Genomic DNA, 13,900 nt, shown 5'->3' with positions numbered 1-13,900 from the left:
CCGGTCACGGATGGCCGAGGTCGTGCGCATATTATGGCAGCCTGCAGGAATGATGATCGGCTCCAGGGTGGTTTCCATGTTCATTGGCTGGACCGAGAAGAGGCGAAGGCCATCGACCAGGTGCCGGGGCCCATATGAATACCCGAAGTCAATGACAAAGGAGTGAGCAGGATTTCCGCTTCAGGTAAGAGGGAACGCACCTGCTGCCGGACGACTTCCGCCACCCAGTCCTGGTTGTCGGAATACTGGAGCATGACGGTCGGCGTAGCAGATGGATCATACTGTTTCTTCAGTTTTTCAAGGGCAAAGGCGAGCTGCTGTCTGGTGCTGTGAACAACGCCGACTTTTTGTACTCCGTTTCGGGTTGGAGTTATCACGGGCTTCATGTGCAGCAGATCCCCGAAAAAGCCGCCTGCCTTTGATACCCGACCGCCGGCTACCAAATATTTGAGCTCGTGAATAAAGACATATTCTTCACATTCTTCGATGACTTTTTCGGCAAAGGCAATGATATCTGCTCCACCATCGGCATTTTCTGCATAGCGGCCGGTGAGCAGGGCGATGAGAGCAAGCTTGCCCGATGCTGCTCCGGAGTCGAGGACTGTGAACCGGTCGTCAATATCGTGCTCCATCTTCCAGGAAAGTGCAGTGTCGTAATTACCGGTAAAAGCTGCACCGACGCAAAGATACAGGGAAGGGCCGAATTGCCGGCTGATGTTCTGATAATGTTGGTACCGTTCAAAGGTTGAGGCCTGGGCGGTTGTCACTTTCCCACCCTCGCGCATCATCCGGTAGATATCCTCGGAGTTGCACAGACTTTCCGGCCTGGATTCATCTCCGGCTATAATATAGCTGTCAAGCAGAGTGAGGCCGGATAGCCGGGCCATCTCCCTGGTGATCGAACCCGCTGCATCCGTTACTATGTGCAGAGGGGACTTTGCCGCTGCCGCGGATAAGGGCCGCACCGTCCGGTTCATTGCTTCATCGGACCAGCGGACAACATTGCCGAATAAATCAAGCTGACCTCGCAGTCGGTCGGGATCGGGAGTATGGATGTGAATTTTGAGACTCGAGTCATTTTCGACCACTACCACGCTTTCTCCAAGCCCGGCGAGGTCGTCGATCATCTTCGCCCGTTCGTCCGGTTCTCCGGGGGCCGCCGCCTGTCCCTCCGGCAATTGTATGACGGCATCGACACAATATGAACTGCTGGTTTCGGGCTGAAAGGCGTGGCTGATAGCGAGTTTACCGGCAAAAAGATCAAAAATGGATACGGCGGAATTGCGGTGTTGAGTAAGGTTTCTGAAGAATCCGTCAAAAAAAACATACATGGCCAGGGCGCCGGAATCGACAACACCTGCTTCAGAGAGAATCGGCAGGCGGCGTGTGGTCTCGCCAACCGCCTTTTGCAGTTCAAGGCTCAACGGGGAATACACTGTCGATAATGTCTCATGCGAGGAAAGAGTTGAGACCAGGCTGTCAAAAACCGTGAGCATGGTGCCGGCGCAGGGCCTGGCAATAGCCTGCCAGGCCTTTTTTTTTCCCAAAGCCGCCGCTTCGGGAAGATCGGCCATACTTTGCGCCCGGCAGAACTCCCGGAAGAAAGCCGCGGCTATATTGCCTGAGTTACCGGTGGCGCAGCGGGCAAGCAGCAAACGCATGGTGCCGCTATCCTGGCCGGGACTGCGAAACGGGGCAAGACTGATACGCAGGTTGGTACCGGTATCTCCGTCTGCCACCGGGAAAACGTTGATTCGATCGAGAAGATCGGCAGAGGCAGACAGGCAATCATAGCCAATGGCAAAGCTGTGCAGAATGTCATTCATGATAGTCTTGTAAAAAGTCATCGAAGTTGCCGAGATGGGCTCTGGAAAAAGCTTGATATACTAGGCGTAGTATCTGAAACGGTGATTTGGCAGTACATGTGGTACGGAAAATCGCCGTTTCAGATCTACAACGACGTAGATCGAGGTTTTTACGAGTCCATCATTCATTTCCAAGGAGTCCGGCAATGGCGTCGAAATCGTATTTACCACTTGCGCTCAGCGGCATGTGTTTCACGATTCTGATTAGGCGCGGCAGGGCATATGGTTCAAGTGAATCGGTCAGCTTTTTCCGGATCACGTCGATATCGATCGATTCCCCCTGAATCACGGTGCCAATGCGGTTTCCGCGGCCTCCTGATTCGGGGAGGGCTATGACCACACAGTCGGTTACTCCCGCTTCATTCTTGATTAAAAGACTGATTTCTTCAAGATCGACGCGCTTGCCGCCCACTTTAGTGACTTTGTCGGCCCGTCCTTTCAAGGCAAAGTGGTTTATTCCTTTGTATTCCACCCGATCACCTGCGATAAAATAACCATCTTCGTCGACGGGTAAATCCGGTGAAACATAAGGTGAGTGCACAGCCAGTCGACCTCCCACAATCTTCCAGTCGATGGTGGGAAAGGGAGTAAAATATTCTGCGCCGGTCGATCTGTTTCGCGTAGCGATCCCGCCTGTCTCTGTGGAGCCGTAGACTTCTTCCACACCTATGCCGTTCTTCCGGTAAAAGGCTTCGCTGTCTTCTCTGTCGAGCATGCCCGCGGAAGAAAAAGCAAGGCGCAGGGATATTTTTTTATCCCGCAATACATGATAATGGGCAGGAACCCCGGCCAGAAGAGTTGCCCCATGATCTTCGGCTACGTCCACGATTTCGTTGGGAAACGACGGCGTTTCGCTGATCACGGTCGCCGCTGAAACAAGCGGAAGGACTACCGAGAAAAGTAAACCGTAAATATGATGCGGCGGAATGGTGGCGAGAATACAGTCGTGTTCGCTGACATCATATTTTTCAGCCAGAAAAAAGCCTTCGGAGAAGATGTTTTCTGCAGTTTTGGACCAGACCCGCGGAGTACCGGTGGAGCCTCCCGTGAAGATTTTTAGCAGTTCTGCCTGTGGTGAAGCCTGCGGGGTGAGGGGTGTTCCGGCATATTCGCCCGGCAGCGGGCAAAGGATCCGTATCCCTTCAGGAATGCCGGCCGTATCGGCAAGAGCAGTGGTGAAGCCGCAGGTTTTCTGCAGTTGCAGGAGCGCCTTGGCCGAAAAGGCGTAGGGCAGCAAGAAGGCCGGACCGCTGGCAAGCGAAGCCAATAGTGCCGCCGCTATGGTCGCCTTGTTTTCCGTAGCCAGGCAGATAGCTGTTTCCTCGGTCGCCTCGGCCATGGCTGCCTGCAGTCCTGCCGCCATGGCATATACTTCGCCGAAAGTGATGCCGCGGACAAATTCTTTATCTGCAGATTTTGGTCCGTGCAGCAGAGCCGCAATGGCTTCCTGTATGTGTGTCGAAAAATCAGTGATCATCTTCCCGTACCGCTGTTCTGCCGAAAGATTGACCGGCAAGGTTCCTGTCCCGTGGTCTGTACGAATTATCCGCCATTTCCTTTTTTACCACTTCTTTAAACAGCCTGGCCATTTTTATTGGCTGCGGCTCATCCTGATAAAAGGTGTTCCAGGCGTAGTCGAGCAGTGACTGCAGTTTTTCCGGAGTCATATTCTTTGGCTGAAAAACGACCTGGTCCGCGGAGAAATCATTCCAGTCATTGGATATGATCCGGTTTTCCTTACTCAGTTCGGTATAGGCTTTGGTGTGGGGAAATGGTGTAAGGACTGTAAATTCGGCCAGGTCCAGCTCGATCTCAAGTAAGAAATCAATGAGGCGCTTGATGAAGTCTTCCGTATGATCATCCAGGCCCAATAATATTGTGCCCTCCACCCCGATTCCATGATCGTGGTAGCGTTTGACCCTTTCCTTTATGTAATCCGAGGTGTCAAAGATTGCCTGGTACACATACCAGGCACCAGCCCGGGCTGCGAGATCCAGCACCTTCGGCTTGTCCTCGATGGGATGAGAACACCACTTCTTTTTCAAAGGTATCATCTCCCGAAACAGCTCCATTTCCCATTCGGTATTCTGGGCCAGGGAGTTATCAACAATGAACAGCCGGTTATTGTCGATTCCAGCCATTTCGGCTATTGCTTTTTCAATTGGCCTTGGTCGGAAGACCCTCCCGCCGAGATAGGAAACCGCACAAGGGTAGCAGTGAAAGCGGCAGCCACGCGAGGCATGCACCAGATCGACCATCTGCACACCTTTATGATTGTAAAGGCGGCGGTTGAGGATATCTCTTCGCGCCGGTCCAACCAGGGCGATATCAGGCCGTTGATCGATAAAATCATAGCGGTGCTTCAGCTTATTCTCTCTGAAGTCCTGAAAAACCTGCTCCATCCTGCCTTCGGCCTCCCCGAGAAAGACGGCATCGGCATGGGCCATGGTCTCCTCGGCATGGAGCATGGCGGCAATTCCGCCAAAGATGACCTTGATACCTTTTTTTCGATAAACATCGCCTATTTCCCAGCCTCTCCTGACCTGGATCGTGAGCATCATCGAAATGCCCACGAAATCCACGGGATCATCAAAATCGATGTCTTCCAGATTCTCATCCACGAAATCTACATCGATGTAGTCCGGGAGAGTTGCAGCAAAGACGACCGGACCATGGGGGGGCAGATGAAACTCCGTCTGCCTCTCCAGTTTGTTCCATTTGGGATAGATAAGTTTGAATTTCATATAGGTTGATTATAAGGAGGAAAGGGACAGGAAAGATGTTTTGAAGTGATTGACGGCAATCCTGGTGGCTTAAATTTTTTTATAACATCCCGCCATTTACTGAAATGACCTGGCCGGTTACATAGGAGGCTTCATCCGAGCAAAGAAATCCCACGACCTTGGCAACCTCGTCGGGCCTGCCGATGCGGCCCATGGGGATCATTGCCTTGATCTGCTCTTTCGGGGCCGCCTGGATCATATCCGTGTCGATCAGCCCGGGTGCGACGACATTCACGCGGATGCCGAGTCGGGCAACCTCCGAGCCCACGGCCCTGCTGGCGCCATTCAAGCCGGCCTTGGCAGCGGAATAATTGGCTTGTCCTCGATTGGGCATAAGGGAACTGGCAGAGGAAATGGAAACAATGGCACCTTTTCGTCTGCGCACCATTTTCTCGATAACCGGCCGTGTCATATTATAGAAGCCCTTCAGGGTAGTATCGATGACCGACTGCCATTTATCCGGCGGCATCATCATAAACAGTCCGTCGGCAATAATCCCGGCATTATTGATCAGGACATCGATCCGGCCGAAACGTAAGGCTATGTCTTCGACGGCTTTTTCGGTAGCCTCTCCGTCCCTGACATCGAATTGAAAAATTTCACCCCGGCCTCCATGGTGTTCTACTTTTTCCAGGGTCTGTTCAGCTCCCGTCTGATCGCTGATATAATTGACGACCAGGTAAAATCCATGCTGAGCCAGTTCAACGCAGATCGCTCTGCCTATGCCCTTGCTGCCCCCGGTGACTATGGCGATTTTCTGTTCGTTTACATCCGTCATCTTCTTTCTTCTTGTGTCATGGTTGAAAAAGCTGGAGGGTAACTCTGCCGATCAGGACATCATCCAATCGCTGTTCACAGAAAACCTCCCGGAGGTTATCAAAAATATTGATATTTTCAGCACTGCTTATGATGCTGCCGCCAAAGGGCAGGTAATCGATAAAAAAATCAGCTTTTTTAATACCCACAAGCCATCCGGTCGGATCTGATTGAATTCCCTTGGTCTGTATTCTGTCCCAGCCGTTGCATACTCCTGCGGTCTGGGCTGCAAGCTCCACTAAAATCAAAGAAGATACTCCATTGTCATCAGACATCGGCCAGGAGGTATGCACATGGCAGATTGTCAGAGCATGCTTGCTGTCAACCTCGAGAACGTCATTGACAAGCATCATGGTATCACGATGCGGGAGCAGGTCTTCGAGGTTGAGATCGGTGAGAGATGGAGTATTCATAGCTTATGTTCAACACTGATACCTTATTATTTCCGAAATCGCCACCAAATTTGATGACAAAATATCCTTCGTTTTATAAGATGAGTTCCTGTGTTGCTGCTTGATTATTGAGTCTGATTACTCCCTGAAACAGAGCATCTTCTGGCTCAGGCCGGAACTGCTTTTTTCATCGGGACGTCATAAACCTTTCTCGAAGTCTGCGCTTGTCGCAGAGTCCATCTCAGCAACTCCGATGACTTGGGGGATTGAACATTTTACTCCATGCGACGCCGTCAATTATTAACTCAACCAGTGAATATGACAACTTTATGCAACAGCTTATTGAAGAACTCAAGGTCAAGCTCATAGATATCCTTAATCTGCAGGACGTAACGCCTGAAAAATTTGATGAAAACGCTCAACTGGTCGGCGGTGAGCTTGGCATCGACTCCATCGATGTTTTGGAAATGGTCGTCATGGTTGAACAGGACTACGGGATTATCATCAACAGCCAGGAAGTCGGCGAAAAGGTATTTTCAACCCTGGTAGATCTTGCCGAATATATAAAAGAAAATAGAACCAAGGTAGCTTCTTGACAAATAGAAAAGTGTATGTCGCCGGAGCAGGTATCATCAGCTCACTCGGCTGCGGATTAGCGGCAACGGAAAACACCTTACGTAAGAACCGTTCGGCAATAACACCCCTGACCTTATTTCCCCTGATGCACGGCAGTCATTTACCGGTTGGGCAGGTTGAAGGTCTGGAACAGTCCGCTCTGCCGCGAACACACCACCTGGCGCTCCTTGCCGCAACCCAGGCCATGGCCGGCTCCAATGCTCCCCCCGATGCAGTGGTTATCGGCACCACTACAGGCGGTATAGCCACCACAGAGCAGTTGCTGAGGGATTGTCAAAATGATAAATCATTGTACCGCTATCACGGATTAAGCACCGTCGCTCACGCTCTTGCTCAGGAATTTCAATGTAGTGGACCGGTCCTCGCTGTTTCCACAGCATGTTCTTCGGGAATCGTGGCTATTTCCGCCGGCTTGGCCATGCTCCGCAGCGGCAGGGCGGAAAGGGTTCTGGTCGGGGGGGTAGATTCTCTCAGCCGTCTGACCTATTTCGGCTTTCACTCGCTGCAACTGGTCGATATAAACGGCTGCAAGCCTCTTGATCGGGACAGGCAGGGAATGGCGGTTGCCGAAGGTGCGGGCATGCTTCTCCTTACCACTGTACAACCGGAAAATCCCATTGCCGAACTGCTGGGAACCGGGATTACCTGCGATGCCTATCATCCTGCCGCTCCGCACCCTGAGGGCCGGGGTGCTTTTACGGCAATGGAGGGAGCTCTGGCCGATGCCGGGATTCAGGCGGGAGACATCGATTATATTAATCTTCACGGCACTGGAACACCGGGAAACGATCTGTCTGAATCCAAGGCCGTGCGCCGACTCTTTACCGTCTTGCCGCCACTCTCTTCAATCAAAGGCGCTTCCGGTCACAGCCTGGCGGCATCCGGCGCTGTAGAGGCGGTTGTTTCGGCTATCGCCATAGCGAAAAATGTATTGCCGGCCAATACCGGCTTGGACAATATCGATCCTGTGCTCGGCCTGAACCCGCTGATTGAGCCCCTGGAGCAAAATATAAAGGCGGTTCTCTCCAATTCTTTTGGTTTTGGCGGCAATAACGGGTCGCTGGTGATTGCAAGGCCCGGCTCTTTTTCACAGGTATCCGTGGCGGAAAGTGAGACCGTTTTGGCCATTCATGGCTATTCCTGTCTGAGCGGTGCCGGAGATACCTGTTCCACCATGAGCCGGATCAACGCCGGCGATTCAGCTGCCGGAATGGCGGGACTTGACACAATTTCAGAAAACCTTCCTCCGCAGTTGATCCGCAGGCTCAAGCGTTTGCCGCGCATGACCCTGGCGCTTGCCGTAATGGCCCATAACGATGCCGGCCCGGATTTCCTGAAACCAGGTGCTGTTTTTATGGGTACAGGTTGGGGTTCTCTTTCGGAAACTCATGATTTTCTCTCCGGGCTCGCTGCCTCAGGTGAAAAGTTTTCAAGCCCCACTGATTTCGTGGGCTCGGTTCATAACGGACCCGCCGGTCAGGTGGCAATCATGTTCGGAGCAACGGGGCCAAATATCACCGCCAGTGGCGGTGATATTTCTTTTGAGCAGGCCTTGCTGTCAGCAGAGCTTAAGTTTAACAGCCCGGTTCAGCCCGGCATCCTTCTGAGTGCGGACGAGGGGCACGATACCTTTTCTCCCCTCCTTGACCCTTCCATTTCTCCTGGATCGCCGCTTGCCGATGGCGGCGGTGCATTTTATGTCAACAGGGACATTCGCAACGCCAAATGCTGTATCTCCTTACCGTTTTTTCAAAGCTCTGAATCCGCTGGAGTTATCACTGCCTTGCTTGATTCTCTTGGCGGCGCCGCGGAATTGCAGCGCAGTTGTGTCCTTATTCTGGTAGGTATTCCGGCGGCCATGAAAAGCGAAGGAGAAAAGCAGCTTGAACAATTTAAAGCGTATACTCGATTAGATGTGCCGATTATTCATTACCGCCGATTCACCGGCGAGTTCGCTTCTGCTTCAGCAGTGGCAACTGCTTTTGCCGCCTCTGTCCTTGAAACAGGCGTGGTTCCCGAAATACTCACTTGCGGAAATAGCAGTGGGGTGGATACGGCAAGGCATTCCGTTCTTGTGCTGGGATTCGGACAGTATGTTACAGCCGTAAAGCTATATAAGCCGTGATCTCCTGGCCGGAGGCCATGGCTTGACGGAGCGGCTGTCTTGAAGTGGAATTAAAGGGAAATAATATCAGGACTCTATATCAGATGATTTACAGAAATAAGTACGACCAGTCTGGGTTACATGCCGTAGGGCCGTTGATAATCCCACTTCTGCTACTCTGTGTAACGATGCTGATAATGAATTTTCCAAAATCCGGTTTCGCATCGGAGGCGGAAGAATTACACAGCTTTCTGGAGGAAATTCAAAATGCATCAGCGCAGGTCCATTCCTTCTCAAGTGAATTCGTTCAGGAGAGGAGACTGGCACTTTTTTCCGAACCGGTAATTTTTCATGGCTCACTGAATGTCGTTCGACCAGACCGGCTGCGCTGGGAATTTACTTCACCGATTCCGTCCGTTCTCATCTTCAACGGTGATCAGGGCATGCGCTGCAATGACAAGGCTGCGCCAGTCGATTTCAATCTCGGTTCAGACCCTGTTATGCGTACCGTGGCAGAGCAGCTGTGGCTGTGGCTTGGAGGTGATTATTCGCGTCTAAGGGATCATTATATTCTTGAGAAAAAGGGAACCTCCCTGCGCATAACCCCGAAGGACGAGGCGGTCGGTGAATATATCGGTACCGTGACCATCGCTTTCAACACCATCAGCAAACAACCCGAGAAGGTGGAAATCGTTGAACCCGGAGGCGACAGCACCATCATCAGCTTCCATTCCTATGTCTTGAACGGCGATACCCCCGACCTACTGTTCAATACCTGTGGCAACAATGAGTAAAACCGCTGCCTTTTCGCGCTGGCTCATCATGCTTCTTGTCTTTTCCCTGGGCCTTTTTTTTTGCAGAGACCTCAGGCTGAGTGAAGATGCCTTTGACCTGCTGCCGGGCGAAGCGGTTCAGGGAGATCTCAGGATGCTGCAGCAGATGGGATTGGTCGACCGGGTATTTATTACCGTTTACGCCGACCAGGAGCATATACCTCGCCCTGTCAGCAAAAAGGTTCTGCAGAAGAGTACCGAAAAACTGGGCAATCTGCTGGCGGAAAGCGGACATTTTTCCTATGTGCTGTCCCGTTTGCCTGAAGGCTATGAGACTGCCCTCTTTGCCGGCCTTCAGCCTTCCCTGCCTTTACTGTTCAATGAAGAGGATCTTGAAAAGCTGGCCGCCAAAATCTCGCCTGACGGAATACAGGAAGGGCTGCGAAACTCCTTCGCCCTGCTCAACAGTCCTGCCGGAATAGCCATGAAAAGACAGGTGCAGGTCGATCCTTTGGGTTTTACCGCCCTGGCGCTCGGGAAGCTTAATCATATGCGCTCCGAGTATGCGGTGCAGATTGACCAGGGCTTTTTTATGAGCAGGGATGGCCTGAGCTGCCTTGTGGTGGCCGAAGCCTCTGGTTCCCTTACCGACTCGGCACAGGCTGCAGAGATAGAGAGCTTCCTGGACGATGCTTTTAGCCAGGCCTTGGATTCAGGTATTAAGGCCAGTGTCATCGGAAGCCTGCCGCATACCCTGGCCAACAGCCGGACAATCAAGAGCGATCTGCGGATGCTGTTGCCTGTGGCAACTGTTCTTCTGATTCTTTTACTCGGCTTTGCCCTGCGGGACATCCGGGCACTGCTGGTGATCAGCGTGCCTTACCTGGCTGCCCCCCTGGCGATAGGCCTGACTGCTTTGGCATTCGGCAAATTGAGTGGTCTTGCCCTTGGCTTTGGTATTGTACTGCTCGGCATAGCTGTCGATTTCTCCATCCACCTGTATCTGGCTCTGATGGCGGGCGGCAGAAACCAAGGCGAGGCGATGAGGAGGGTGATGAGGCCATTGCTGTATGCCGTTCTGACAACTTCCTCCGTTTTTATCGTCCTGCTTTTCTCCGAGGTTCCAAGTCACCGGCAGATGGCCTTACTCGCTTTTTCAGGAATTGTGCTTTCTTCGCTGTGTGCCTTTCTGGTTATTCCGGCCATTGTCAATTTGAGGCCCCGGAACTCTGCCCAACCCCAAACTCAGTGGTTGAAATTTTCCACACCGAAACGCCCCGGGATTATTCTCCTGAGCTGGTTGGTGCTCCTGGTCCTGGGCGTGATTTCCTGGCCTCAGCTCCGCTACAATGGCGATCTGCGGGCTCTTGATGTTCCGGATAAGCAGGTGGAGAGCGATGAGCGTCATTTTAATCAGAACTGGGGGGGAGGAGGCGAGCAGGCCTTTGTCCTCGCCACCGGTGCTAATCCGGATAATGTGCTTGATACGAATTACCGGATATACCGTTTCCTGCAGGAGCAGGGTGTGAAAAAATTTCAATCTTTTGCACCACTGCTGCCCGGTCCCCAGGCGCAGGACCGCAACCTCCGGGGGTGGCAGCAATTCTGGAAGGATAATCGAGTTGGCTTTAAAGATCAGTTCATCTCTGCAGCCGTATCCAGTGGTTTTGCCGAAAATGGTTTTGTCCCGTTTTTTTCGTGGCTGGACGCCGATCCCCGTCACCTGTCGCCGGGAGTGTTTCTGGGTGGTCCCCTGCAGCCTCTTTTTGCTTCGATGCTGAAGATCTCGTCTGATCCGCTTACGGGGGATACTACACATCTGGCCATGACGACTGTGGCCATTGATGACTCGATTCTGGCTAAGCTCCTCGAATTTGAGGAAGAAGGGGAAGGTGTGCATATTCTTGCCAACAAAAAATGGCAGGCGGAGGTGGAGCGGCTGCTCCGCCATGATGTTATCACCCTGTCCTGCGCTGCAGGGTTGATCATCACCTTGCTGGTCATTCTGCAGTTCCGTAACACCAGAGCGGTGGCTGCGGTGCTGGCTCCGGTTGCTTCGGCTCTTGCCGCCATGTCTGTGTTCTGCCTTCTGACCGGCAGGGAATTGAACATGATGCACGTTATCATGGGCATAATGGTAATCGGCCTCAGTGTCGATTATGGTATCTTTATTGTCTGTGCAAAACTCTCCGGCGGGGAATCGACATCCACCCGGGCGGTGAGTATCTGTGCGGCCAGTTCACTTATAGGGTTTGGGGTTCTGGCCTTTGCCGGACATCCCGCCCTTCATGCCCTCGGTGTGACTGTGCTGGTGGGAATAGGTGTGGCCTGGCCGACAGCGGTTCTGGTTAGTCCTTCTCTCCTGGTATTCGGTCAAAAAAAATGAATGTAAAAATCTCATTCTTATCTCTGTACTGCTGCGGTATCTTTTTCATTCTGACTTCCTGCGGTCTTTCCCCAGCCATCCGAACGGACACCATCGGAGTAAGTAGTAAGCCAAATAAATTACTGACTATTCGTATCGAAAGATGGGATGAGGAACTTTTTTCAGGTTTTCTGGGGTTGCGGAAAGATGCGGAATTTTCCTATATTCTGCTGGATGCCACCGGGGTAAAACTTCTGGAAGCGGAGGTGTCAGGAGGGGGAGGGCACAATCTGCAGGCAAAAGGACCATTGAAGGAGTCCGATCTTGCCCCGTTTCTCTCTGAGGCCTTATCCAGAATATATCTGCAGGAACCTGGTAGAATGCCTTGTGCCGGTTCATGGTTCTATCGGCTTTGCCGTGAAAACCATGTGGAGACCAAAGAGAAGTCATGGAAAAAACATGCTAGAACAGGGTTTTTTACGATATGGCAAGCCTCGGGCAGCACAATTGAGGGTGATAAAGAGACAGTAGTCTATAGTCAGCCATGGCTGGGTGTGAGTATTGAACTTGAACCTATGATGAACCACTAACAAGCTCTACTTAATTGAAAAAAAGGAAATCTGCTTTGCACGGAATAAATCCTGCCACAGAAAAGTCCAATGGAAAAGCCATTCTGCTCATCCACCCTCTTGGCTACAGTGCCAAGTCAGCGGGGCAGGATATCTCGCGGGTCGCCAATATCATGCCGCCGCTCGGACTGGCTTCTATTTCCGCCTATCTTTCCAGCCATGGTCTTGATAATGATATCATCGACTGCTATGCCCATCCGGATTCCGATGACCTGATTATCGACTGTCTCCGGAAAGACCAACCGCAGTTTATCGGATTCTCATGCACCACCTCCAGTTTTTTCGACGGCGAAAGACTGGCCAGACTGGCAAAAAGTATCTTGCCGGAAATTCAGGTCGTTTTCGGCGGGGTACATGTTTCCGCCATGCAGGAGCAGGTGCTTGCTGTCTACCCCAGTATTGATTATGTAGTGGTGGGCGAGGGCGAGGAAACGCTCCGGGAGCTGCTGGAAATCCCTGCGGACCAACGGGGGAAAGTGGCTGGTCTGGTGCTGCGGGATTCCACTGGTACTGCCTTTTTTACCGGTCGACGCAAAGAATTGCTGGATCTGGACTCTCTGCCGTTTCCCGATTACGCCAAACTTGCCGGTTATCCGGAAGCTTACACCCTGCCCATCTTCAATTATCCCAAAGCTCCCAACGGCAGTTGTTTATCCAGCCGCGGCTGCCCATACGCCTGCAGTTATTGCGACAGATCGGTCTTCAAGCGGAGCTTTCGTTATAATTCGGCCGAATATCTCTATCGTCATCTCCGCTATCTGAATGAGACCTATGATATCCGCCATCTCAACTTCTATGACGACCAGTTCACCTTCAACCGTCAGCGGGTCGTGGATTTTTGCCGGAAGGTCATCGCAGAGCCGCTGGGAATGACATTCAACTGTGCGGCCAGGGCCGAACATCTTGACTTCGAACTGCTGGAGCTGATGAAGGCGGCCGGATGCTGGATGATCAGCCTGGGCATCGAAACCGGAGACGAGGAGTTGCTTGCCGCTCACCGCCAGAATCCCGATCTGGAGATGATGCGGGAGAAGATCATGCTGATCAAGAAAGCGGGAATCCGGGTGAAGGGGCTGCTGATGATGGGGCTGCCCGGGGAAACCGAGGCCAGTATCAGAAAAAGTCAGAAATATGTCTACTCCCTGCCGATCGATGATTTCAACCTGGCTAAATTCACCCCGTTTCCAGGTTCACCTGTATACCGGCAGATTAAAGAAGGCGGGGGAAGCATGGGGATTTTTCATGAGGATTGGGAAAAAATGGACTGCATGCAATTCCAGTTTATTCCCAAAGGCATGGAACCGGAACGGCTGGAGGAACTCTTCATCGATTTCTACCGCACTCATTTTCAGCGGCCCCGGGTTATCTGGAGTTATGTCACCATGCTCTGGAAATCTCCGGACAGCTGGCTGCGCTTTTTGCGTAACCTGCCATCCTTTATCCGATTTACCTCGACAAACAAACGAATCGGCAATGGGGACTAGAACTTCATGAAAACATGATGATTCCACCTGCAACGCGGGAGAGCCGGATTTCT

The 13,900-nt window shown here is 52.2% G+C and carries 11 protein-coding genes; 6 read left to right on the top strand and 5 right to left on the bottom strand.

What is annotated here, in order from left to right:
• Positions 1–80: 80 nt before the first annotated feature.
• From JWG88_RS08550 to JWG88_RS08530, 5 genes are all read right to left on the bottom strand, one after another.
• Positions 81–1,826 carry a DegV family protein gene (locus tag JWG88_RS08550; RefSeq protein ID WP_205233317.1) on the bottom strand — a complete coding sequence of 582 codons (1,746 nt, stop codon included), beginning with the start codon at positions 1,824–1,826 and terminating at the stop codon, positions 81–83.
• A gap of 160 nt (positions 1,827–1,986) precedes the next feature.
• Positions 1,987–3,342: a class I adenylate-forming enzyme family protein gene (locus tag JWG88_RS08545; RefSeq protein ID WP_205233316.1), complete on the bottom strand. Its 1,356-nt coding sequence runs from the start codon at positions 3,340–3,342 to the stop codon at positions 1,987–1,989.
• Positions 3,332–4,609 (bottom strand): B12-binding domain-containing radical SAM protein, encoded by a 1,278-nt coding sequence (locus JWG88_RS08540; RefSeq protein WP_205233315.1) that lies wholly within the window; start codon positions 4,607–4,609, stop codon positions 3,332–3,334. The genes JWG88_RS08545 and JWG88_RS08540 overlap by 11 nt, the downstream gene beginning before the upstream one ends.
• Positions 4,610–4,688: 79 nt before the next feature.
• Positions 4,689–5,426, bottom strand: coding sequence for a 3-oxoacyl-ACP reductase FabG (gene fabG / locus JWG88_RS08535; protein ID WP_205233314.1), 738 nt, complete (start codon positions 5,424–5,426; stop codon positions 4,689–4,691).
• A gap of 16 nt (positions 5,427–5,442) precedes the next feature.
• On the bottom strand, positions 5,443–5,877 hold the full coding sequence (locus JWG88_RS08530) for a hotdog family protein (protein WP_205233313.1): 435 nt from the start codon (positions 5,875–5,877) through the stop codon (positions 5,443–5,445).
• Positions 5,878–6,185: 308 nt separating this feature from the next.
• Between JWG88_RS08530 and JWG88_RS08525 the strand changes: the two genes are divergently transcribed.
• From JWG88_RS08525 to JWG88_RS08500, 6 genes are all read left to right on the top strand, one after another.
• Positions 6,186–6,452, top strand: a complete 267-nt coding sequence (locus JWG88_RS08525; RefSeq protein WP_205233312.1) for a phosphopantetheine-binding protein — start codon at positions 6,186–6,188, stop codon at positions 6,450–6,452.
• Positions 6,449–8,617 carry a beta-ketoacyl-[acyl-carrier-protein] synthase family protein gene (locus JWG88_RS08520; protein ID WP_205233311.1) on the top strand — a complete coding sequence of 723 codons (2,169 nt, stop codon included), beginning with the start codon at positions 6,449–6,451 and terminating at the stop codon, positions 8,615–8,617. Before JWG88_RS08525 ends, JWG88_RS08520 begins: the two co-directional genes overlap by 4 nt.
• A gap of 176 nt (positions 8,618–8,793) precedes the next feature.
• Complete coding sequence (locus JWG88_RS08515; protein WP_205233310.1) at positions 8,794–9,390, top strand: outer membrane lipoprotein carrier protein LolA; 597 nt, start codon at positions 8,794–8,796, stop codon at positions 9,388–9,390.
• The gene (locus JWG88_RS08510; protein ID WP_205233309.1) at positions 9,383–11,755 is read left to right on the top strand and encodes an MMPL family transporter; all 2,373 of its coding nucleotides are present in this window, start codon (positions 9,383–9,385) and stop codon (positions 11,753–11,755) included. Before JWG88_RS08515 ends, JWG88_RS08510 begins: the two co-directional genes overlap by 8 nt.
• On the top strand, positions 11,752–12,324 hold the full coding sequence (locus tag JWG88_RS08505; protein ID WP_205233308.1) for a hypothetical protein: 573 nt from the start codon (positions 11,752–11,754) through the stop codon (positions 12,322–12,324). Before JWG88_RS08510 ends, JWG88_RS08505 begins: the two co-directional genes overlap by 4 nt.
• Before the next feature lie 35 nt (positions 12,325–12,359).
• Complete coding sequence (locus JWG88_RS08500; RefSeq protein ID WP_240194355.1) at positions 12,360–13,847, top strand: B12-binding domain-containing radical SAM protein; 1,488 nt, start codon at positions 12,360–12,362, stop codon at positions 13,845–13,847.
• The last annotated feature ends 53 nt before the right edge of the window (positions 13,848–13,900 follow it).

Source organism: Desulfopila inferna, assembly GCF_016919005.1.
Taxonomy (GTDB): domain Bacteria; phylum Desulfobacterota; class Desulfobulbia; order Desulfobulbales; family Desulfocapsaceae; genus Desulfopila_A; species Desulfopila_A inferna.
The sequence above is the reverse complement of the archived record's forward strand: the minus strand, read 5'-3'. Positions and strand labels throughout refer to the sequence as shown.